12 protein-coding genes are annotated in these 22,839 nt (G+C 65.5%); 8 read left to right on the top strand and 4 right to left on the bottom strand.

What is annotated here, in order from left to right; all coding sequences use genetic code 11:
* Positions 1 to 541: 541 nt before the first annotated feature.
* The 3 genes from pelA to AC1RRV_RS09775 all read left to right on the top strand — a co-directional run bounded on the left by pelA (position 542) and on the right by AC1RRV_RS09775 (position 8,126).
* The gene (pelA, locus tag AC1RRV_RS09785; protein WP_492859432.1) at positions 542 to 1,831 is read left to right on the top strand and encodes a pectate lyase; all 1,290 of its coding nucleotides are present in this window, start codon (positions 542 to 544) and stop codon (positions 1,829 to 1,831) included.
* Between the two features lie 210 nt (positions 1,832 to 2,041).
* Positions 2,042 to 5,335 carry a TonB-dependent receptor gene (locus AC1RRV_RS09780; protein ID WP_492859431.1) on the top strand — a complete coding sequence of 1,098 codons (3,294 nt, stop codon included), beginning with the start codon at positions 2,042 to 2,044 and terminating at the stop codon, positions 5,333 to 5,335.
* 82 nt (positions 5,336 to 5,417) lie between these two features.
* Positions 5,418 to 8,126, top strand: a complete 2,709-nt coding sequence (locus AC1RRV_RS09775) for a glycosyl hydrolase (protein ID WP_492859430.1) — start codon at positions 5,418 to 5,420, stop codon at positions 8,124 to 8,126.
* A gap of 17 nt (positions 8,127 to 8,143) precedes the next feature.
* Here AC1RRV_RS09775 and AC1RRV_RS09770 read toward each other — a convergent pair whose 3' ends face one another.
* The 4 genes from AC1RRV_RS09770 to AC1RRV_RS09755 form a co-directional block, all read right to left on the bottom strand.
* Positions 8,144 to 9,451: a glycoside hydrolase family 28 protein gene (locus AC1RRV_RS09770; RefSeq protein WP_492859429.1), complete on the bottom strand. Its 1,308-nt coding sequence runs from the start codon at positions 9,449 to 9,451 to the stop codon at positions 8,144 to 8,146.
* A 55-nt stretch (positions 9,452 to 9,506) separates the two neighbouring features.
* Positions 9,507 to 10,259: an IclR family transcriptional regulator gene (locus tag AC1RRV_RS09765; protein WP_492859428.1), complete on the bottom strand. Its 753-nt coding sequence runs from the start codon at positions 10,257 to 10,259 to the stop codon at positions 9,507 to 9,509.
* Between the two features lie 241 nt (positions 10,260 to 10,500).
* Complete coding sequence (locus AC1RRV_RS09760) at positions 10,501 to 11,532, bottom strand: LacI family DNA-binding transcriptional regulator (protein ID WP_492859427.1); 1,032 nt, start codon at positions 11,530 to 11,532, stop codon at positions 10,501 to 10,503.
* 234 nt (positions 11,533 to 11,766) lie between these two features.
* Complete coding sequence (locus tag AC1RRV_RS09755; RefSeq protein ID WP_492859426.1) at positions 11,767 to 12,858, bottom strand: rhamnogalacturonan acetylesterase; 1,092 nt, start codon at positions 12,856 to 12,858, stop codon at positions 11,767 to 11,769.
* A 398-nt stretch (positions 12,859 to 13,256) separates the two neighbouring features.
* On the opposite strand from AC1RRV_RS09755, the gene AC1RRV_RS09750 reads away from it, so the two are divergent.
* From AC1RRV_RS09750 to AC1RRV_RS09730, 5 genes are all read left to right on the top strand, one after another.
* Entirely contained in the window at positions 13,257 to 16,172 is a 2,916-nt protein-coding gene (locus AC1RRV_RS09750) for a TonB-dependent receptor (protein WP_492859425.1), read from the top strand.
* Positions 16,173 to 16,270: 98 nt separating this feature from the next.
* Positions 16,271 to 17,644 (top strand): BNR repeat-containing protein, encoded by a 1,374-nt coding sequence (locus tag AC1RRV_RS09745; protein WP_492859424.1) that lies wholly within the window; start codon positions 16,271 to 16,273, stop codon positions 17,642 to 17,644.
* A gap of 289 nt (positions 17,645 to 17,933) precedes the next feature.
* Positions 17,934 to 18,524 carry an RNA polymerase sigma factor gene (locus AC1RRV_RS09740; RefSeq protein WP_492859422.1) on the top strand — a complete coding sequence of 197 codons (591 nt, stop codon included), beginning with the start codon at positions 17,934 to 17,936 and terminating at the stop codon, positions 18,522 to 18,524.
* Complete coding sequence (locus AC1RRV_RS09735) at positions 18,524 to 19,516, top strand: FecR family protein (RefSeq protein WP_492859421.1); 993 nt, start codon at positions 18,524 to 18,526, stop codon at positions 19,514 to 19,516. Before AC1RRV_RS09740 ends, AC1RRV_RS09735 begins: the two co-directional genes overlap by 1 nt.
* Before the next feature lie 72 nt (positions 19,517 to 19,588).
* Positions 19,589 to 22,765 (top strand): TonB-dependent receptor, encoded by a 3,177-nt coding sequence (locus tag AC1RRV_RS09730; RefSeq protein ID WP_492859420.1) that lies wholly within the window; start codon positions 19,589 to 19,591, stop codon positions 22,763 to 22,765.
* Positions 22,766 to 22,839: the final 74 nt, after the last annotated feature.

The raw sequence follows: 22,839 nt of genomic DNA, 5'->3' as shown, positions 1-22,839 counted from the left end.
GGATGCGTTGCGTGGCGCGCTCTGATGTGGAGCGGTCGACATGGCGCTGCGAGGTCAGGGCGCCGTCCGTGCACGACTGGTTAGGCCAAGGCGCTCGCGGTCGAATTCGACCTTCGCGATCCAAGAAAATCGACATGACCAATTTTGAACCGCGGCCTGGAATCAAGCGAGGCTGATTTTCGGCTTCTTGTTGAAAATATTGGGTTTATTCGCGAGGCCCGTTGGCCAAATAACATTGGAAATAGGGTTCATATATGAAAATTGGTGAAGCCAAGCCGACCGGAAAACGACCCTTAACCGGTTGACTTATGTGGGGCTAATCGGTTCTGTGGCCCCAAATGGTCAGATCAGCGACGGGGTGGTCGCGTCTGGGCGCCCTGTGAAGGCTCCATGACGCTTCGCTCCTCTCGGGTCATCGGCGCCAGTCGAGGCCAGTGTTTGCGGGCGTAATCCGTAAATAGAATCGATGGGGTTGGAAGTGACGAAGAAAAACGAGGCGATATGCGACGCCACCAATGTAATCATTAGTCGCAATCGACTTGTGCGGCAGGCCGTGCTGTCGAGCGTGATCGCGCTGACCTTCGCCGCGCCCGGTTTCGTCCATGCCTCCGTGATCGGAAAGAACCAACCCGCCCAATCCCTGACCGTGGAACGTCTCTCTGAGCTGCCCTCGGGGCAGCGTGAGGCCTGGGCGAACTACATCAAACGCTCCCAGGCCCAGATGCAGCGGGATCGCGCGGCGCTGGCCGCCGAGCTCGCCCCCGGGCAGACGCCGCCGCCGCCGCCCGAGGCCGGCAGCGGCCACATGGCTCTCGACAAGGACCCGGCCTGGTACGCGAGCCAGGAAGCTCGCGCCATCGCCGACACCATCGTCAGCTTCCAGACGCCGGCCGGCGGTTGGAGCAAGAACCAGGATCGCACCAAGCCGCCGCGCCTCAAGGGACAGCGGTTCGCCAACAACGCCGAGCACATGGCGCTCGACGACAGCTTCGATACGCCGGTCGACCGGTTCTGGACCTTCGTGGGCACCCTCGATAACGGGGCGACCACGACCGAGATGCGGTTCCTCGCCAAGGTGCAGCAGCAGGCGCCGGGCAAGGAAGGCGACGCCTACCGCGCCAGCATCCTCAAGGGCGTCAACTACCTCCTGGCGGCCCAGTACCCCAACGGCGGGTGGCCGCAGATCTATCCGATCGAAGGCGGCTTCCACGACGCGGTGACGTTCAACGACAACGCCGTGGCCGAGGCGGCGATGATCCTGGAGGACGTCGCCGAAGCCAAGGAAGGCTTCGCCTTCGCGCCGCCCGCCCTGCGGAAGACGGCTGGCGCGGCGTCCGCGCGCGCCATTCGGCCGATCCTCGACGCCCAGGTCGTCGTCGACGGCAAGAGGACCGTCTGGCCGCAACAGGTCGACCCGCTGACCCTGAAGCCGAGTTCCGCCCGCGACTACGAGATGCGCTCGCTCGCCAGCGCCGAAAGCACCGACATCCTGCTGTTCCTGATGCGTCAGCCTAAGCCGACGCCGGAAGTGAAGAGCGCGGTCCATGCCGGCGTGGCCTGGCTGAAGGCTCACGCCGTCTACGACAAGGCCTTCACCAAGGTCAGCGACGACGAGGGCCGCAAGCTGGTCGATAAGCCCGGCGCCGGGCCGATCTGGTCGCGCAACTACGACATTCGCACCGGCCAGCCGATCTTCGGCGACTGGGGCAAGACCATCCACGACGACGTGAACGAGATCTCCAAGGGGCGGCGCAATGGATACTCCTGGTATTCGGCTGGTCCGCAAAAGGCTCTGGACGCGTATGCACGTTGGGCGCCTTCGAATCCTTGAGAAACTTCAACGGCCCGCACCCGAGCCAGAACTTAAGGATGCGGAATTGTCTCTGCGACCTGTGAGCAAAAATCAGCTCATCAAGCGGTAAGAATACTTAGTGGCGTGCGGAATGATCTCGTTCTCGCCTGCCAAGACACAAAAACTAGAACTAGAGCCCCCGGGGGAGGGAAGCAAATGAACGTCTCTAAGAACTCACAGGCGAACGCCATGAGGCTGATGGTCGGCGCATCGATCGTGGCGCTGGTTGTCGGGGTGGGGACCTCGGTCCAGGCCCAGAGCGCGACCGGCGCGGCTCCGGCCGCCGCCGAGCAGGTGGACGAGATCGTCGTGGTCGGCGCGCGCAAGGCCGAGCAGTCGGCCATCCAGCGCAAGAAGCGAGCGTCCACCAACCAGGACTCGATCGTCGCCGATGACGTCGGCAACTTCCCGGACAAGAACGTCGGTGAGGCCGTCGCCCGCATCGCGGGCGTGGGGCTGGACGTCGCCGACGACGGCGAGCAGGGCGGCTTCAGCATCCGTGGTCAGGGCGCCGATCTGGTGCGCGTCGAGGTCGACGGCATGACGATGCTGTCGACCCGCGCCCAGGACGGCCGCTCGGCCACCAGCCTGGGTGACATTTCGTCGGACCTGATCAAGAGCGTCGACGTGATCAAGGGCCAGACCGCCGACATGACGCCTGGCGGCATCGGCGGCACGGTGCGCATCGAACAGCGCGGCGGCCTCGACTTCCGCAAGCCCATGATCAAGCTGAACGTCCAGTACCAGAACAATTCGCTGGAAGGCCGGGCGACGCCGCGCATCAACGCCTTCGCCACGCGGAAGTTCTTCGATGACCGCCTCGGGATTCTCGTCAACTTCACCTACGACGATGCGAGCACGATCATCGACACGGCGCGGGTCTCGGACAAGCAGGCCGGCTATCTGCCGCTGGGTGATCACGACAACTCGTCGTCGAAAAGCTTCACCACCCCCTACGACCCGATCGCCGCGGCGGTCACCACCAAGGCTGGCTGCGCGGCCTTGCCGGCGCCGGCGGCCGGCCAGGCCGACTCCCGCCTGAACTGCTTTGCCCAATTCGAGGATCTGGTCCCGTCGCTGGTGCGCTTCAGCCGCGGCGTGCGCCTGGACACGCGCTATTCGGCCCAGTTCCGCGCCGACTTCCGGGTCAACGACAACCTGACCGTCTTCGCCTCCTACAACCCCAATATCCTGAACCAGAATTCCGACGCCTATAACCTGAGCGTCGCCAGCCCGACGGGGACGACCAACACGACCGGCGTCCTGACGACCAGCATGCGGAACGTCGTGGTCAACCCGAACCACTACGTCACGCAGTACGACCTGATCCGCGGCAACGGCTCCACGACTCTCAACTGGACGACCCAGGACCGCTACATCGAGCGCCGGGACCAGCAGCACTATCTGCAGGCCGGCGCGGACTTCAACGCGGGCAAGTGGGTCGCCAAGGCGCGCGCCCAATACGGCCTGGCCAAGGGCAAGCGCGAGGACGAGGCCTTCAGCTTCGTCGCCTCGATCCCGCAGGCGACGTTCAAGATGGTGCCCGAGAACGGTCTGTGGACCATGTTCGCGCCGTCGACGGTCGATCTGACCAGCGCCGCCGCCTACTACCCCGTCCTGGGGACCAACGGCCTGAGCGCCAACTCGCAACTGGAATATACGCCCCAGGCCGACAAGAGCACCGAGTCGAACTTCCAGATCGACGTCAGCCGCGAGTTCGACCACCTCGGCCCGGTCAGGGACATCAAGTTCGGTCTCCAGCGCCGCGACCACACCAACAACACCTGGCGGGAAGACAGCTTCGACATCTCGCCCGGCGTGACCATGTATCGCGCCCGCAGCCTGGACCTGATCCAATACTGCGTGCCGTCGGCGGCCCCGGCCTCCGCGCCTTGCGTGTTCGGCACGGCCAACCGTCCCAGCACGACGATCAGGGACCAGCAGTACCGCACCTACACGATCACCCAGGATCAGTATCAGTCGCTGATCAAGAATAGCCTCCAGGACATTCCGGGCGGCCAGTTCTTCGGCGGCATGCCCGGTCGCGGCAACCTGCTCGACAGCTGGTCGGCCTACAACTTCCAGACTTTCTTCAAGGAGCTCGCTGGGTACGCCGATCTCAGCCGTCACAACCCGAGCTGCCTCTACAGCTGCCTGGCCACCGACGGTAAGACCTACAAGAAGCCCGCCTACTCGACCAATGAGAAGACCACCTCGGCCTACGCCATGATGGACTTCGATACGCATGTCGCCGGGATGCAGGTGATGGGCAATTTCGGTGTGCGGTATCAGCGCGTCGAGGTGACGGGCCAGCCGTCGCTGATCTTGAACAATTTGGTCATCAACCCGACCGTGCTGGCGGACCTCACCGCCGGCAGGACCGTCGATCCGAACAATCTGGTCACTAGCACCTTCGTCTCGCGCCAGCAGACCGATATCGACCGGAAGTCCAACGACTTCCTGCCCAGCTTCAACTTGGCCCTGTGGCCGCTCGATGACCAGTTCGTTGTCCGCTATTCGATCGCCAAGCAGCGGGCGCGGCCAAAAATGACGGAACTGACCGGCGCCTCGGCGGCGACCTGCAACAGGATGGACGCGGCGACCCGCGCGGCGGTCGAGAAGCTGATCACCCAGTACCCCAGCCAGTTCAACGACCCGACCGTGGACAACGAGGATTCGGCCAGCCTGATCCGTGCCGACGCGGTGAACAATTGCACGGGCCGCATCGGCAATCCGGCGCTGAAGGGCTACGCTGCCACGACTCAGAACCTGTCGGCGGAGTGGTATCCGAACCGCGACACCCAGCTGAGCCTGGGTCTGTTCGCGATCGACGTGAAGTCGGGCTATCCGGACGCCGTCACGGTGGCCGACTATGAGATCGGAGGCGAAGCCTACACCGCCAACACCTACGCGGACGGTTCTGCTGGCCTGAAGCAGAAGGGCTTCGAAGTCGCGGGCAAGACCGCCTTCACCTTCCTGCCTTGGCGCTTCAAGTACACCGGCGCCGGCTTCAACTACGCGAAGACCGAGTCCAACGAGGCCAACACGCCGATCGACCTGTTCTCGGGCAAGGCCCTGCCGCCCGCCAAGCAGTCCAACTACACCTACAACCTGAACCTCTGGTACGACGATGGTCGGTTGAACGCCCGCGTGGCCTATCAGCGTCGCGACTTCTACTATGATCGCACCGATCTCTCGGCCAGCATCAACCGCGTGCCCACGAGCGTGGGCGGCACGGCCACCTCGTACTACAAGATCGTCTCGCCGATCTTCAAGACTGGCACCAAGTCGCTTGACGCACGTGCCTCGTACAAGGTGACCAAGCGGATCCAGTTGTTCGCCGAGGGCAAGAACCTGCTGAACGACAGCGCCTCGCGTTTCACGCCGGACGAGTATCGCAGCATCGGCAACGGGACGCCGTACGTCTACGACACCAACTATCTGGGCCGTCGCTACTATTTCGGCCTGATCGCCGAGTTCTAGGACTCGGCCACGGGCCCGGCCTTTCCCCCCGAGGCCGGGCCCGTCCCCAGGGGGCTCCGGAGAGGGTGCGAGCATGAGACGAATGGACGTCGTCGAAGGACGATCGGGACCAGGCGTCGAGGCCTCGCGCCGCGGATTCCTAGTCGGCGCCAGCGCGCTCGGCCTGTTGGCCGGAACGCCAGCCCTGGCGGCGGATCGGCCCGGCCTGGCGCAACTGGCCGCCAGCTTCGCTCACCCGCCCGCCGATGCCCGCCCCATGGCGCGCTGGTGGTGGTTCGGCGGCGCGGTCGAGGCCGACGAGATCGTCCGCGAAATCCGGGCGATGAAGGCCGGCGGCTTCGGCGGCTTCGAGATCCAGCCGGTCTATCCGTTGTCGCTGGATGACGCCAAGCTCGGCATTCGGAACAAGCCCTACCTGTCGAAGGACTTCCTCGACATGGTCGCCGTCGCGGCCCGGACGGGGCGCGAGGAGGGACTGCGCGCGGACCTGACCTTGGGTTCAGGCTGGCCCTTCGGCGGGCCGCACATCGATCCCGAGAACGCCGCCTCGCGTGTCGTCAAACAGGAGCTGCCCGCGCCTGGCGGGACCGAAACGGTTGACTTGCCGGCGCTTCAGCCTGGCCAGCGCTACGTCGCCGCCTTCATCGGGACCTCACCGGCCGACGCCAAGCCCGCCGAGATCACTGGAGCGCGCGCGGTGTTCGCGAAGGCTCAGACGGATCGGACGCTCTCCCTGATCCTGCAGACCCGGACCCGGCAGCAGGTCAAGCGCCCGACGGTCGGTTCGGAAGGCTTCGTGCTCGATCACCTGAGCGCGCGGGCCGTCCGCAAGCATCTCGACACCGTGGGCGAGCCGCTGCTGGCGGCGTTCGGCGAGGATCGTCCCCACGCCATCTTCAGCGACAGTCTCGAGGTCTACGGCGCCAACTGGACCGACGATCTTCTGGCCGAGTTCAAGGTCCGTCGGGGCTATGACCTGGCCCCGCACCTGCTGAGCCTGTTCGTCGACACCGAGCGGTCGCCCGGCGTTCGCTACGACTGGGGGCTGACCCTCTCGGAGCTGGTCAACGAGCGCTACCTGTCCCAAGTCAGCGCCTGGGCCAAGACGCGCCGGACCCTGTTCCGGTCGCAGACCTACGGCATCCCGGCCGTCACCCTGTCCTCCAACCGCTTGGTCGATCTGGCCGAAGGGGAGGGCGCCGACTGGCGTCTGGCGACCTCGACCCGATGGGCCAGCTCGGCCAACCACCTTTACGGCCAAGCCGTCACCTCCGCCGAGAGCTTCACCTGGCTGCACAAGGGCGCCTTCCGGGCCACGCCGCTGGACATCAAGGCCGAGGCGGACGTGCTGATGCTGCAGGGCGTCAACCAGTTCATCGTTCATGGCTGGCCCTATTCGCCGCCCAAGGCTCCGGAGCCCGGCTGGGCGCTCTACGCCGCCGCGGTGTTCAACGACCACAATCCGTGGTGGCCGGTGATGGCCGACGTGAACCTCTACCTCCAGCGCCTGAGCCACCTGTTGCGCCAGGGCGAGAACGTCGCCGATGTCGCCCTGTATGTGCCGACGGAGGACATCATGTCGGGCTTCAAGCCCGGCAAGGACGTCTCGATCAACGACGAGCTGCGCAAGACCTTCCCGGCCGCCATCCTCGATAGCCTGCTCGATGGCGGCTACAACTTCGACCTCATCGACGGCGACGCGATCCTTCGCCGGGGCGTCCGCTACAACGTGCTGCTGCTGCCTCATATCGAGCGCATCGCCCCGGATGTCTACGAGCGTATCCAGGCCTTCGCGGCCGGCGGCGGCCTGGTCGTTTCGGTCGGCGCGCCGCCGTCGAAGGCGCCTGGCCTGACGGACGCCGAGGCCCAGAGCCGACACGTGGCGGAGCTCTCGGTGGCGCTGTTCGGCGGCAAGCTTAGGGGCGGCGCCGTCACCGACGAGGCGGGACTAGTCCGCACGCTCAACGGGCTCCTGCCGCCCGACCTATCCGGCGTGCCGAAGGGCGTCGGCTATGTCCATCGCCGCCTGGCGGGCGGGGATCTCTATTTCGTCGCCAACACCACCAATGCCCCGATCGCCGCCGTCCCGCGCTTCGGCGCCGGCGATCAGGCAGGGCAGGCCTGGGATCCGGTGACGGGCGCGACCGACAGCTTCAAGCCGGGCGCCGAGATCCGCCTGGCGCCGTTCGAGTCGCGGCTCTTCGTCTTCGGTCGCGACTTGCCTGTCGCGCCGCGCAAGATCGCGTCCGCCCCGCGCGTCCTGCCCCTGTCCGGCGATTGGCGCCTGAGGGTGGGCCAGAAGGAGGCCGCCGTGGGCGCCTTCGGTTCGTGGGCGGACGATCCGGCGCTCCAGCACTATTCCGGCCAGGGAAGCTATGGCCGAGACCTGGAGCTGACGGCGGCGGACCTGGCCTCACCGACGATCATCCTCGACCTGGGGCAGGGCGCTCCGGGCGTGGCGAACGAACGCAAAGGGCCAGGCTACTACGCCCAGTACGACGCGCCGGTCCGCGACGCGGCCGAGGTGTTCGTCAACGGCAAACGCGCCGGCGCCATCTGGTGCGCGCCGTTCCGGCTGGACCTGAAGCCTTTCCTGAAGGCGGGCCGCAATCGACTGGAGATCCGCGTCTACAACACCGCGATCAACAGCCTGGCGGGCCGCCCGCCGGCCGACTACACGGCCTTGCGCGCCGCCTATGGCGATCGCTTCCAGCCCCAGAACATGAGCGAGCTGAAGCCCTTGCCGTCCGGCCTGCTCACCGAGCCGACGCTGCGCTTCGGTCCCGGCTAGGCGCTCGGTGTCGACGATCAGAGGGCGGGGACGACCGCCGGCTGGCCGTTGACCAAGACGTTGTCGAAGGTCAGGCCCGTGACGCCCGAGGCTTCCAGGGACGCGGCCTGAGAGAGCTGGACGTCGATGTCCTTGAACTTGATGTCGCGGAGCGTGGTCTGCCCCGGGTTGGGCCGGATCGAGCCGAACGAACCGAAGCGACCCTTCACGCCCGAGATCGTCACGTTGCGCACGTTCGACTGAGGCGGGGCGTGGCCCTTGAGGTCTTTATATTGCGACCATGGCGCGATGTAGACGACGCGCCCGCCCGCGGCGTCCAGCGTGACGTTGCGAAGGTGGATGTCCTCGTAGAGCTGCGGGGTGTCGGGCCGCAGCTTCAGCATCAGCAGGTTCAGCGGTCCGGTGACCCGGCAATCCTCGATGACCACGTCGCGCACGATGGTCGCCTCGCTGCCGCAGGCCAGCGCCTGGTGGCCCCGGCGGAAGTGGCAGTTGCGGATGCGGATGTGCTCGACCGGCGGGCTATCCTTGTCCTCCAGCGCCAGTGGCCCCTTCGAGCCCTTGGCGGCGATGCAGTCGTCGGTCACCGAGAAGTAGCAGCCGTCGATGGTCACGCGCTGGCAGCTGTCGAGGTCGACGCCGTCGGTGCTCGGGGCCTGCTTGACGTCGTCGGGCACCTCGAAGCGGGCGTTGCGCACCAGGACGTCCTGGCACTTGTAGAGATGCAGGTTCCAGAACTGGGAGTCCTTGAACGTCACCCCATCGACCGTCACGCGCTTGGAATTCTGGATCAATGCCAGGCGGGCGCGGTCCAGTCCGATGTTGGGGAAGTTGGACGGATTGGGAGCGGCGGCCCGCAGCTTCCAGAACAGGTCCCAGATCGGGCGACCGGAGCCGTCGAGGACGCCTTCACCGGTCAGGGAGAAGCCGTCGCAGCCGTCGACATTGATCAGGGCGGGCGTGAAGCTCTCCTCGAAATGCCCCTCGATGCGCGTGCGCTGTCGCGGGAAGTTCGACATTTCGGTCGTGCATTTGAGCACCGCGCCCTTGGCCAGGTGCAGATTGACCTTGGGCTTGAAGAACAGCGCGCCGCTGATGAAGACCCCGGCGGGCGCCGTCACCGTACCGCCACCCCGCGCCGCGAGGTGATCGATCGCCGCCTGGATCGCCTTCGTGTTGATGGTGACGCCGTCAGACTTGGCGCCAAAGTCCGTGATCGACACCGACTTCGCGCGCTTGGTCGCGGCCCCGGCCTGTGCGGCCAGGATCGGGGTGGCGATCAGCGAGGCGGCGAACCAGCGGCGCGTCCGGCGATGGAGAGACATGGCTTGGCGTCCAATCACAGAAAGGTCGGGAGCGTGCGGCGGGGCCTTGGGCAGGTCAGATCTTCCAGCCCCAGCCCAGCCGACGACTGATCGTTTCGGCGCCTTCGATGACGCATCGGCCCGCCTGTTCCAGCCGCTCCGAAGTCATGTACTGCGGAATGCTGGAAAGGCTCAGGGCCGCGACGATCGCCCCGCTGGCGTCTCGAATGGGCGAGGCGACACAGCATATGCGATCGCCATGCTCGTCGATGTGGCGCGTGAAGCGATCCTGGATCGCCAGCTTCAGCTCCTCGGGAGGGAAGTACTCGGACCACACCTCCGAAGGCGTGTCCAACAGCAGCGCCCGGCCCAAGGCGGTGTCCTTGATGCGGTTTCGATCGCCGACGCGATGCCGAACCACGACGCGCCGGCGGCTCGGCGACCGAGCGATATAGACGACGTCGTCACCATGCCGGACGCCAAGATTGGTGGCGTCGTCCATGCGCTGGCTGATGTCGTCCAGCGTCGGCTGAGCCACCGTCGCCAGGTCTGTCGCTTCGCGCGCCAGCAGGCCCAGGTCCATGAGCCTTGGGCCAAGCCGATAGCCTTTCCGGTGCTCATGGCTGAGGAGGCGGCGCTCGATCAGGGCGGTGGCCAGGCGATGCACCGTGCTACGGCTCAGCCCCAGTTGGCGCTCGAGGTCAGGCAGGTTGATCGGACCGCAGCGCACGGCGTCCAGGATATCCAAGGCGCGCGTGAGGGTCTGGCTGGACTTTTCCGCCTTGCCGGTCGCTTCGGTGGGCGCGGGAGTCTCGGGAGCGTGCAGCATCCTAGTTCTCAGCCTTCTTCGGGCCAACCAGGTGCGCGAGGCGCCCGGCGACCATGCGGGTTAGGCAGGCTTCGACGACAGGCGGGACGATCGCTACTTGCATGGGAACCGGAAGCTGTTCGCGATCACGGACCATAGGCTGCGATCGTCACTGTTATCTGGTGATCTTATGACTTTGGCTTAACCGGTTAACTTGGGGGCGTCAATTCTTGGCCAGGCCGATTGCGAGGTGGGCCGGGGGTCAGGTCATGACGCGCGGCTTCACGGCGCAGACGATCTCCAGATCAAGGATCTGCTCCGTCGCGCCTTGGGCGTTTTCAAGCACCGTGAAGGCCATGTCCGCTGCCGACCGACCCATTTCCACCGCCGGCTGAACGGCGCAGATGTATTGGACGCCCAGAAGGTGGACGATGTCGCCCAGGCCGAAAAAGATGATGACGATCTTGCTCAGGTGCTCGGGGGCGTGGAGCTTCAAGGCATGAATCGCGCCCAAAGCCACGGGGAAGGACGCGCAGAACAGGGCGTCTGGTCGCTCTGACTGGGCCCACAGCTTTTGAAAGCCGTCGAACCCGGCCTGTTCGTCGAACCGTCCTTCGATGATCCACTCGCCGCGTGGCGCGATCCCGGCTTCCCGCAGCGCCGCCTCGTAGCCTTCGCGCCGGCTGCGGCCGATACTGGTCAGGCTGGAGCCCGCCAGGTGCGCGACGCGCCGATAGCCGTGGTCGATGCTCGCGCTCACCGCGGCCTTCGCGCCGCCGAAGTCGTCCATCACCACGCGGTTCATGACACCGGGATTTGTCGGCACACGGTCGAAGAAGACGAGCGGAATGCCATTGTCGACGGCCATCCGGCACAGCGGCTCGTCCAGCGTCTGCGTATGTTCCGTCACCGAGATCAGAAGCGCCGCGGTCCGCATGGACAGAAAGGTTTCGACATGCCGGCGCTCGACGACCGGATCTTCTCCGGAAATCCCCAGGACCATCTCGAAATCGCGAGCCGCCACCGCGCTGTTGATACCCGCCAAAACGGCGGCGAAGAACGTATGCTGGACCTTGGGGATGACGACCCCGAAGACCTTCGATCCGGTCGTCAGCGACCGGGCGAGAAAGTTGGGCAGATAGCCCATCTCGTGGGCGGCGCGCTTCACGCGCTCGCGCGTGGAGGGCGAGATGTCGGGGGAATCCCGCAACGCCTTTGAGACCGCCGCCTTGCTCAGGCCAAGGTGCGCGGCGATGTCGCTTAGCCGAGGCGGTTGGCGTTTGCCTCCCTCCATTTCGTTCCGTCTCCACGAGCCCACCATGCGGCGCCAGGGCGGCGATCGACGGTTTTACCGTTCTGCGCCAAGTAACGGTAGAGGTCCATAAGTATGACGAATGACCGGCGTCGAACTTTGGCTGGCGTTCAGTAATGTGTGGTTTAGGTAGCGCTACCCATCGAGAGGTGGCGTCGATCTTCGCGCGCGCCCAGATACTGCGAACGCCCGAGGGGCGCCCCGCCGGCGAAATCCCTAGGGCTGATTGACGCCGAGCGGGCGTTCTTCGGTTGCGGTAATACTGGGCGGGACCTTGAATTCACTTTCCCGCATGGGATTGCGGGGATCGTAGGGCGGCAGATCGCTCACGATGGCGCGAGCGATCGGCGCCTTGGCGTCGCGCAGTCCCTGGACGACGATCTTGGCCAGTTCATAGGCGCCGTAGGGGCCGTGGTGGGAGCCGTCCTTCACGGAGAAATCGGCATTGTGCATGAAGAGCGCGTCCGCGCCGGTCGGACCCATGGCCTCGTAGAGCGTCTTGCTACGCGCGTGGAGGTCGATCAGAAGCGCTCCCGATTCTTGAGCCGCCTCGCGCGCCAGCTGCGGAAACGGGCCCGCGGTATCCACCGCCTGATCCCCGTCGAATCTGTTGCGGAACATCGGGGTCACGATCACCGGCGTGGCGCCCTTGGCGCTTACACGCCTGGCCCACTCCATCAGGTTGGCCTTGAACTTCCGCTGCGCTTCCGGGTCCTTGGACTTCTGATCGTTGTGGCCGAACTGAACGAGGAAATAGTCGCCTGGCCGGATCTGCGCGGCGATCTTCTCGAAGCGGTTGGCGACGATCGCCGAGAAGGTGGACTCGCCGGACTCGGCGTGGTTGGCCACCGCCACCGACGGCTTGAAGAAGCGCGGGAGCATCTGACCCCAGGATGCGTAGGGCTCTCCCGGTTGATCCGCGACCGTCGAGTCGCCCAGGACATAGATCGTCGGCACGTCCGCCGGTTCGATCTTCAACGCCCGCACCGCTGGCGTCCCATCGAACTCGAGCGACAGGCGGCTATCCCAGGCCCGAGCTTCCTGAACGGTCTCGCGCGGCGCCTTCAGCTTCACCGCGCCACCGGGATAGGCAGGCGTACGCACATTGACGATGAAGCTTCTGGTCGCCGATCGGCCCCCTCCAACCGCGACTTGCTCGAGCATGAGACGCCTCAGCTCGGCCTTGACGGTGGTGTCCGAGGCTGAATCGCCGCCGAACGTGACCGTCACCTTGTAGTTGCCCTCCGGGACCTCGACCGAGAAGAAGAACGGCGTCTTGCCGGCGCTGTGCGACTCGAGGACGGGCATCGCGCCCTCGACTCCAAACCCCGCCTGAGCCGAATAGGCCAAGGCCCCGGCCCGGGCGCGTGAGGGCGCCGGATCGGTCCCAAAGGCAAAATCGAGACGAGAGGGAGCTTGCGGCGTCGACGCCAGGAGCGCGACGAGCAGGGGCAGTCCGGCGGCAAGCATCTCTTCGATCGACTCTCACTGGCGACGGGTCCGTTCTCCCGAATGTCAGGTTCCCGGGCGCGAGCCAAGACTCGCCGCGCCAGCATTTCATATCGAGCGGGTCCAGCCGCCGTCGGGCGGTCGTTTCAGAAAAGTCGGCGGAAAATATTCGGACGTTCGTTTCGGTATCGGGGGGCGGGTCTTGGCTTGCTCCAGCAAACAAAAATGCTGAACAGCAAACCGAGGAAACGAACCAGATGGCTTTCAAGATCGGTCGGACGACGTGCGTGCTGATGCTCGCCTCGACGAGCCTCATCGCCCTTTCGGCGCCGGCTCAAGCGCAGACCGCGACGGGCTCGGGCGCGTCGAAGGACGCCGCCACGGTGACCGAGGTCGTGGTCACGGGCTTCAAGAAGAGCTACGCCGACGCCGTGCGCATGAAGCGCGACAGCGCCGGCATCACGGACTCCATCTCGTCCGACGGCCTGGGTCGTTTCCCCGACCTCAACGTCGGCGAGGCCATCCAGCGGCTTCCCGGCATTCAGATCAATCGCGAGGCTGAGTCCCGCAACGCCACGATCAATCTTCGCGGCCTGCCCGGCACGTACGCCCGCACGACGATCAACGGCCAGGCGTTCGCCGAACCGATCCTGGATTCATCCACGCCGCTCGGCGCCTTCAACTCCGATATCTTCTCGGCCATCTCGATCATCAAGTCCCCGTCGGCCGCTGACCAGTCCGGCGGCATGAGCGGGAACATCGATCTGCAGATCGCGCCGGCCCTTGGCCGCCGGGACGGCGGGACGGTCAAGCTGGCCTATGAGGCTAACGAACTGGGCGACCTCAGAAGCCCCGCCATGACGCTTGGCTACAACAAGCATCTCACCACGGACTTGGCCGTCTTCGGCGTGCTCGCCTACAAGAAGGAGAAGTTCCGCCGGGATTCCATCAACTTCGTCCAATATACCCAGCTGAACGCGCTGACGCCGGCGAACGCCAATCTGGCCGCCTACTACGCGCCGACGCCGGCGGGGGGCGCGGCCTGTCCTTCGGGCCAGCAATGCCGTCCGTGGGGCACCGGGGCCAAGGCCACCAATGGCGTGCTCTTCCCGTCGGACAACCGCCAGATCGTCAAATACAATGAGGGTGATCTCTGGACCGCCGCCGGGGGTCTCGAATATCGCGTGAACGAAGCGCTGAAGGTCGGGCTGAGCGGCTTCTATACGCGGAGAAACCTCGACAAGAACTACACCGACCTGCTCGAGGTCGACGCGCGCCCGGGAACGACGACGATCACGCCGACCGGGTCGGTGTTCACGCTCGCGGACGGCTTCAACTACATCAATGCGTTCGACTATTCGAACGCGCAGGTGAACCGGTCCTTCCGTTCCGAGCCGACGGTCCAGAAGACCTGGGACGTGAGCGGCAACGCCGAATACCGCACCGAAGACTGGCGCTTGACCGGCACGCTCGTGACGTCGAAGGCCTCGAACAACATCATCCAGACTCAGATCGACGTGCGAAATCTGGCCAAGGCCGCCGGCAACGGCGTGTCGGGCAGCTTCTTTTCCGGCGACGGTGACATTGGAAAATATCTGATGTCGCTCAACCCCGGCGGACCGCCGGTGGTCACGGCGGGTCCCTATGTCTGGCAAGGCGCCGGCAATACGCCCACGGCCCAGAACGCCGCCGGTGATCAGCTGATCGTGGCCGGCAGCCTGGGCTACCTGACTAACGAGCTCAATTCAGCCCAGGGCGACGTCGAGCGCTTCTTTGATAGCGGCGTGCTGAGCAGCCTGGTCGGCGGCGCGCGGATCGAACGCGCCGAGTTCAAATCCCGCGGCTATCGGACCAGCGCCAAGGGCGTCCAGGGCCAGAATGTCGACAGTAGCTTCCTCAAGCTCAGCCCGTATGCGAGCGACTTCTTCGGCGGGTCTGGCGGCGCCTATGCCCGCAATTGGTACACCGTCGACTACGCACGCGCGGTGTCGCGCCTGCAGCCGGTCACGACCGTGGCGGGTGATCTCGTCACGCCGTCGGGCTGGATCAACGACCCGACCAACGGCTCGTACTCGGCGTTCAACTTCTCGGTCCAGAACGACATCGCTTCGGCCTATCTGATGGGCAAGGTCGATATGGAGGTCTCTGGCGTCCGCGTCCGGGGCAATTTCGGTGGACGCTACGAATCCACCGAGCAGACCGTCGACGCCTTGAACAGAAAGTTCGACGCCGCGGGCAACGTCATCTACGTGCCTGAGACCTTTACGCAGAAGTACAACAACTTCCTGCCATCGCTGATGCTCGCGGCGGACCTCACCGATACGCTGGTCCTGCGCGGGGCGTCCTACAAGACCTTCGTCCGGCCCCAGCCGCGCAACTTGAGCCCGACGACCTCCCTGGTCAGGACGGGGAACGGCTTCCAGCTGGCCTACGGCGGCTACGACCTGAAGCCCTACACGGCCGTCTCCCACGACATTTCGCTGGAGTGGTACAACCGCGCCAACAGCCTGATCTCGGTCGACGTCTATCACAAGACGATCAACGACCTGGTGATCGCCGAAAACCGCCTCAGCCGCCTGTGCCCGGCCGACGCGACCGCCTACGGGCTGGGGCATCTGTCGCTGAACGGCACGACCTGCCAGAGCGACATCCTGGTCAACGGCCAGCCCGCCGTCGTCCAGATCAGCGGCAACTACAACCAGGACAAGGCGATCAAGGTCGACGGCGTCGAGGTCAGCATCCAGCAGAACTTCGATTTCCTGCCCGGCTTCTGGAAAAACTTCGGCGGCGTCTTCAACTATTCGTACGCCAAGATTTCGGGGACCTACGCCGACGGGAACAAGGCGATCCTGCCCGGGGTCTCGAAGAACGCCTTCAACGTCATCGGCTTCTACGAGACGGCCAAATTCGGCGCCCGCATCGTCTACAATTATCGTGACGAGTACATCCTGTCCGGCGGCAACACCTTCACCGGCGGCGCCAGCCGCGTGAAGGCGCGAGGCCAGCTGGACGCGTCACTGTCCTACACGATCAACGAGCGGTTCGCGTTGTCGTTCGACGCCTACAACATGACCGACCAGCGCCGCACCCAGTACCAGAATGTCGAGGCGATGCCGCGCGCCAACGACTATGACGGCCGAACCTACACCTTGACCTTGCGCGGCTCGTTCTAGGCAACTGCGCCAGGCGATGGTCCCCCCGCCGCCTGGCGATTTTTCGCCTGATCGCCGTTAGCTTCGCGTATTCCACCAGACCAGGACGCCCCGTCGCGATGAACCGTTTCGTATCGAGTTTGCTTGTCGTGGCGGTGCTTTGGTGCGCGGAGGCGCGGGCCCAGACCTTCACCCCATCGCCGGGGGCCTCGCCGACCCTGAGCGCGGAGGTCGTCTCCACCGAGGCGATCGATCGGGTGTGGTCGGGGCACAGCGTGCGGTTCGCCCTGGTGACCACCAAGACCGCCGTCGTGATCGGGTATTATGACGCCAATCGCCAGCTGACGGTGGCGCGCCGCCGGAAGACCGGCGGCGGCTGGACCTACCAGAAGCTCGACACCTGGAACGACTGGGACAGCCACAACTACATCGCCATCGCCGAGGACGCCGCCGGTCGCCTGCACGTGGCGGCCAACATGCATTCCAGCCCGATGACGATGTTCGTGTCGGAGCCGTCCGGCGACGTTCGGACGCTCAAGCGCGTTCCCGTGCTGGTCGACGCCGCGCTGGAGCGGGCGGCGACCTATCCGATCTTCCTGCGCGACCGCGTCGGCCGCCTGATCTTCAAGTACCGCAACGGCGTGAGCGGCGCCGGCGACGAGATCTATGACGTCCTCGACGCCGACACGGGAAAATGGGCCCGCCTGACCACGGCGCCGCTCGTGGACGGGGAGGGGCAGCGCAACGCCTATTTCATGGGACCGGTGATCGGGCCGGACAGCTGGTTCCACATCGCCTGGGTGTGGCGCGAAACGCCGATGGCCGAGACCAACCACGATCTCAGCTACGCCAAGAGCCCGGACCTGATCCACTGGTTCAAGGCCGACGGCGCGCCGCTGCCGCTGCCGATCAAGCTCAAGGACGCCGAGATCGTCGATCCCGTCCCCGAGCGGGGCGGCATGATCAACAACAACACGCTGCTGGGCTTTGACGAGCAGGGACGGGCGACGATCACCTATCACAAGTTCGATTCCGCCGGGAACACGCAGATCTACCTGGCACGCTACCTGGGCAAGGGCCCGAAGCAGGGCTGGGAGCGGAAGCAGATCAGCCAGTGGAAGAACTATCGGTGGGACTTTTCCGGCGGCGGCTCGCTGAAGTCCGAGATCTTCGTCGGCGGCGCCCAGCCTCTCGGCGACGGATTGCTGAAGGTCCCGGTGATCCGGCTCGGCCAGTCGATCGACTTCATCGTGCGCTCGGCCGACCTGTCCCTCGTTGAAGAGCGTCCCGTGCAGTCGCTGGCCGATCAGCTCCGGAAGACGGTCAAGACCCCTGAGGACATGCAGGTCAACATCGTCAACGCCGAAGGCGACAACGGCGAGACCTACGCCCTGGTCTGGAATGCCCGGCCGCCGCACCGGGATCTGGCGGCCCCGGATATTCCGGATCCGACGACCCTGTTGTTCATGACCCTGCGGCCCAAGGGACGTTGAGGCCTCATGCGCAAGAGGGACGTCCTGGGCGCTTCCCGCCCCGGCGTCCGTTTTTGCCTGGGCTCGCAGGGGGGCGGGTCCTATCGATCCGCAACAGCTCGCTATTCGATTGACGACCCTGTCCGCCTCAAAGATGATGCCAACATATGACTTTTCGTTCCAAATAATGGAACGGATCGGTTGTTTGGGCCGCAGGCCCCGCCGGGAGGTCGGACGGCCATCAAGCCCTTGGAATAGGGCAGGGCCACGGGAGGGACGAGCATGGGTGTCGTACGTCTTGAGGAACGCCATGCGCGGCGCTGATCCCGAGATCGTCGCCTGGGTCAGCTCGCACGTGGTGCCCTTCGAGGCCGATCTGCGTCAGAAGCTCAGGCACATCTGCGGCGCGGCCCACGAAGTCGACGATCTGGTTCAGGAAATATACTATCGCTTTCTCAAGATGCAGTCCGTCGACCACATCGATGATCCCCGGAACTACGTCTTCCAGATGGCCCGCAATCTCGTCATCGATCACCTTCGCCGCAAGCGAGTGGTCAATATCGAAGCGGCCCAGAGCCTGGACGAACTGGCCGTCTTCGACGGGGCGCCGTCTCCCGAGCGCGTGGCGATGGCGCGCGCCGAGCTGAAATGGGTCCTGGGCGTGATCGCCAAGCTGCCCGAACGGTGCCGAGACGTCTTTCAGATGCGGAAGGTCTACGGATTGTCCCAAGCCGAAACCGCGCAACAGCTTGGCCTGAGCGAGAATGTCGTCGAGAAGGAAACCATGCGTGGCATGCACATCATCTCCGACACGGTCGCGCGGGTAAGCGTCTCGAACCACCACGACGCCCATCGGCGCCAGGTCGGCGGCTCGCGGGCGCCGGCGCGAAGCGGCCGCTGATGTCGACGATCGACGAGGAAGCCTCGGACTGGGTCGTGCGGCAGGCGTCGGGCCCGCTGGATGAGGGCTCTCAACGCGCCTTCGAGACCTGGTATGACACGGGGCCGCGGCAGCAGGGCGCTTATCTGCGGGCCCAGGCGATCTGGCGCAGTCTGGACAAGGCGACCGTCCAGGCCGATCTGCGGCCCGAGGCCACCCGGCGAAACCTGAAGGCGCGGACCGTCCATCGGCCGTCCCGCCGCGCTCTCCTGACCGCCGGCGTCGCGACGAGCGCGGCGGCGGGTCTGATCGCGGTGGTGCTGGGTCCCCGCCTGGCCGGCGGCGAAACCTTGAGGACCACTCTCGGGGAGGTTCGCAAGGTTCCGCTCGAGGACCGGACCATCGCCAGTCTGAACAGCGACAGCCACCTCGAGGTGAGCATGACGCCAAAGCTGCGTCGCGTCGTCCTGATCAGTGGCGAAGCTCTGTTCGAAGTCGCCAAGAACCCCCAGAGGCCCTTCGTCGTCGAGGCCGGCGAGGTTTTCGTCAGGGCCGTCGGGACGGCGTTCAGCGTTCGGCGCCGGGCGACAGGCGCGGACGTCCTGGTGACCGAAGGCGTGGTCGAGGCGTGGAACGCTGGCGGGACGGGTGGGGCCAGGCGCATCGCGGCTGGGGAGCAGGCCTTCGTGCCCTATCGCGCCGAACCGATCTCGGTGCTCGCCGCGCCCCAGGAAATCGAGCGCAGGCTCGCCTGGCGCGAGGGCAACATCATCCTGAACAACCAGACGCTGGCCGAGGCCGCGCTGGAGTTCAACCGCTACAACAAGCTGAAGATCGTCATCACGGATCCAGCTCTCGGGTCGCACCGCCTGGTCGGACAGTATCGCGCCGACCAGCCGGAGCAATTCGTCGACGCGGTCCAGACCCTGCTGGGCGTCCCCGTGACCAGGGTGGGCGACCAACTCGCGGTCGGCGGGAGAGGCTCCGCGAACACGCCCTCGGACCGTAGCTAGTCCAAGGACCAGGATAAGGCTCGCGACCACGCAAGTGATCGAAGAAGCCAGGAACGAAGGGGTGAGCGCGGGATGGCGTCGACCAGTCGCGGTCGGGGAGGTGAGAAGCTGTCGCTGGTGATCGCGACATGTCTCCTGCTGGCTTTCGGCCACGCCCAGGCTCAGACGCAAACCCAGGCCCGTCCGAAGCGTTTCGACATCGCCGCGGGGCCGGCGGTCGACACGCTTCAGACCTTCTTTCGTCAATCGGGCCTCCAGGTCCTGGCCAACGGCGCGGACCTCAAGGGCGTCACGACCCAGGCCCTGGCGGGGACGCTCGGAACCGAGGCGGCGCTGCGCGTCCTGCTGCAAGGCACGGGGCTGACGGCGCAGCTTCGTCCGAACGGGACGGTGCTGATCGTCAAGGTCGCCCCACCCAAGCCCGAAGAGGCCATCGCGACCGACGAGGAGCCGACGGTCCTGACGACCGTGGTCGTCACTGGCTTTCGCCAGAGCTATGCCGACGCCATCCGCATGAAGCGCGCCGCCCCGGGGATCACCGACTCCATTTCATCGGACGGCCTTGGGCGCTTTCCCGATCTCAATGTCGGCGAGGCGATCCAGCGCATCACGGGCGTGCAGATCAATCGCGAGGCCGACTCCCGCAACGCGACCATCAACCTGCGCGGACTGCCCGGCACGTTCGCGCGGACGACCATCAACGGCCAGGCCTTCGCCGAGCCCATGCTGGATTCCTCGACGCCGCTGGGCGCGTTCAATTCCGATATCTTCTCGGCGATCACCATCAACAAGTCGCCGTCCGCCTCTGACCAGTCCGGCGGCCTGAGCGGCAATATCGATCTCAGGATCCAGCCGGCCCTCAGCCGCCGGGACGGCGCCGCCTACAAGCTCTCCTACGAGAAGGACAGTCTGGGCGAACTGGCCACGCCCGCCGTGACTCTGTCCGCCGCCCATCATTTCAGGCCAAACCTGGCGGCGTTCGGCGTGGTGGCCTTCAAGAAGGAGCGGTTTCGTCGGGATTCGATCAACTTCAATCAGTACACCCCGCTCAACGATCTCGCGCCGGGGTTCAAGGACCTCTACGCGGGCTATTTCGCGCCGTTGGCGCCGGATGGGACCTGCGCGCGGGCTGAGGCCTGCAGCGCTCTGGGCACGGGGCTGCTGGCCCGCACCGGCGTGCTCTTTCCCTCGGATGTGCGCCAGTTGGTCAAGCTGAACGAAGGCACGCTGCTGACCGCCGCGGCCGGTGTCGAGTTCGCCCCGTCCGCGGACCTCAAGCTCAGCCTCGACGGCTTCTTCACGCGGCGCGACCTGGCGAAGAACTTCACCGAGATGAACGAGGTCGATATGCGGCCCGCGACGACCAGCGTCGCGCCGACGGCTCCGGTGCGGCGGCTGTCGGACGGGATGGCCTATGTCGACGCCGTCAACTTCTCCAACGCCCAGATCAACACGTCCTTCCGATCGGAGCCCATTGTTCAGGAGGCTTGGAGCCTGAGCGGTCATGCCCTGTGGTCGGGAGGGCCCTGGACCGCCACCGGGGCGCTGGTCAGTTCCCGCGGCGCTTACGACTACACCCAGACCCAGATCGATTGGCGCAACGTCTCGAAGTCCGGCGGCAACGGCACGTCGGGAACCTTCTTCTCCGGCGGCGGCGACATCCGAGACTATGTCTTGACGCTTTCGCCGCGGTCGGTCCCGCAAGTGACGCCGGGGCCTTGGACCTGGTTGGCGGCGGCCAATCCCGCGTTCCAGCAAAACGGTCTGGGCGACCAGCTCATCGTCGCCGGATCGGCTGGCTATACCCGCAATGCGATCGACGCGGCGCAGCTGGATCTCGACCGATCCCTCTCGGGCGGCCTGTTCGAGGCCATTTCGGGCGGGGCAAGAGTCGAACGCACCAGGTTTGCCTCGCGCGGCTACCGGGCCAGCGCGAAGGGCGTGCGCACCGACAATATCGACGCCAGCTTTCTCAAGAACAGCGCCTATGCCGCCGACTTCTTTGGCGGCGCCGCCAAGGGTTATCTGAACCCTTTCACGAGCGTCGACTACGACTATGCGGTGGCGCGGCTGCGACCCGTCACGCTCCAGCCCGGCGACACCCTCACCGAAACCGGATGGGTCAATGACCCGTCGAACGAGTCGTACTCGGCGAACAATTTCAAGGTGTCTGGCCTGACCAGCGCCTTGTACGTCCAAGGGCGTTTCGATCGCCGAGCTCTCGGCGTTTCCGTCCGAGGAAACGTGGGCTTGCGGTACGAGCACACCCAGCAGGCCATCGTCACGCTCAATCGCCTCACCGCGCTGTCTGGCGACATCCGCTACGAGCCTGCCCGTTTCGAGAGCGACCACGGCGAGTGGCTGCCGTCACTGCTGGTCGCGGCCGACCTCAGCGACACCGTGGTCCTGCGGCTGGCGTCCTACAAGACCTTCGTCCGGCCGCAGCCGCGCAACCTCAGTCCCGCCAGTACGGTGACCGCGACCGACCAGGGCTTCAATATCGTCCATGGCGGCTATGGCCTGAAGCCCTTCACCGCCGTTTCCCACGACGTGTCCCTGGAGTGGTACAATCGCTCGGGCGGGATGGTGTCGCTCGATCTCTATCGCAAGAACATCCGCAATCTCGCGACGGTCGAAAACCGACTGGAGAAGCTCTGCCCCGCGGACGCCAGCGCTTTTGGGCTTGGCCGGCTGACCATCAGCGGCGACCAGTGCCTGAGCGACATCCTGATCAACGGAAAGCGCGCCGTGATCACCGCGTCAGGGAATTTCAACCAGACCAGGCCGCTGCATGTGACGGGTCTGGAGTTCAGCCTGCAGCAGAACCTGGATTTTCTGCCTGGCTTCTGGAGAAACTTTGGCGGTGTGATCAACTATTCCCTGACCCGGATCGACGGCCGAAACCCGGACGGATCGCAGGCCATCCTGCCCGGCGTCTCGGCGCGCAGCTACAATGTCATCGGCTACTATGAAACGCCGCGTCTGGGCGTCCGCATCGTCTACAACTATCGGGACGAGTACATCCTGTCGGGCCTCAACACGTTCACGGGTGGAACAAGCCGGGTCAAGGCGCGGGGGCAGGTCGACTCCTCCATCGCCTACACCATCACCAATCGCCTGAACCTGTCGGTCGACGTCTACAACCTGACCAACGCTCGGCGCACGCAGTACCAGAACATCGAGTTGGTGCCGCGCGCCAACGACTACGATGGTCGGGCCGTGACGGTCTCGATACGCGGCGCATTCTAGATCGCCGGCGGTGACCGCGAGGCGGGGCGCGGAGGTCGGACGCGCCTAGGTCAGCCAGTATCGGCCGCCGCGCG

The organism is Caulobacter sp. GW821-FHT11E10, assembly GCF_058808375.1.
The sequence above is the reverse complement of the archived record's forward strand: the minus strand, read 5'-3'. Positions and strand labels throughout refer to the sequence as shown.

Bases quoted from the DNA above. Each gene is read 5' to 3' on its own strand.
- AC1RRV_RS09780 (WP_492859431.1), top strand. From the start codon at position 2,042: ATGAGGCTGATGGTCGGCGCATCGATCGTGGCGCTGGTTGTCGGGGTG.
- AC1RRV_RS09775 (WP_492859430.1), top strand. From the start codon at position 5,418: ATGGACGTCGTCGAAGGACGATCGGGACCAGGCGTCGAGGCCTCGCGC.
- AC1RRV_RS09770 (WP_492859429.1), bottom strand. From the start codon at position 9,451: ATGTCTCTCCATCGCCGGACGCGCCGCTGGTTCGCCGCCTCGCTGATC.
- AC1RRV_RS09765 (WP_492859428.1), bottom strand. From the start codon at position 10,259: ATGCTGCACGCTCCCGAGACTCCCGCGCCCACCGAAGCGACCGGCAAG.
- AC1RRV_RS09760 (WP_492859427.1), bottom strand. From the start codon at position 11,532: ATGGAGGGAGGCAAACGCCAACCGCCTCGGCTAAGCGACATCGCCGCG.
- AC1RRV_RS09755 (WP_492859426.1), bottom strand. From the start codon at position 12,858: ATGCCCGTCCTCGAGTCGCACAGCGCCGGCAAGACGCCGTTCTTCTTC.
- AC1RRV_RS09750 (WP_492859425.1), top strand. From the start codon at position 13,257: ATGGCTTTCAAGATCGGTCGGACGACGTGCGTGCTGATGCTCGCCTCG.
- AC1RRV_RS09745 (WP_492859424.1), top strand. From the start codon at position 16,271: ATGAACCGTTTCGTATCGAGTTTGCTTGTCGTGGCGGTGCTTTGGTGC.
- AC1RRV_RS09740 (WP_492859422.1), top strand. From the start codon at position 17,934: ATGCGCGGCGCTGATCCCGAGATCGTCGCCTGGGTCAGCTCGCACGTG.
- AC1RRV_RS09735 (WP_492859421.1), top strand. From the start codon at position 18,524: ATGTCGACGATCGACGAGGAAGCCTCGGACTGGGTCGTGCGGCAGGCG.
- AC1RRV_RS09730 (WP_492859420.1), top strand. From the start codon at position 19,589: ATGGCGTCGACCAGTCGCGGTCGGGGAGGTGAGAAGCTGTCGCTGGTG.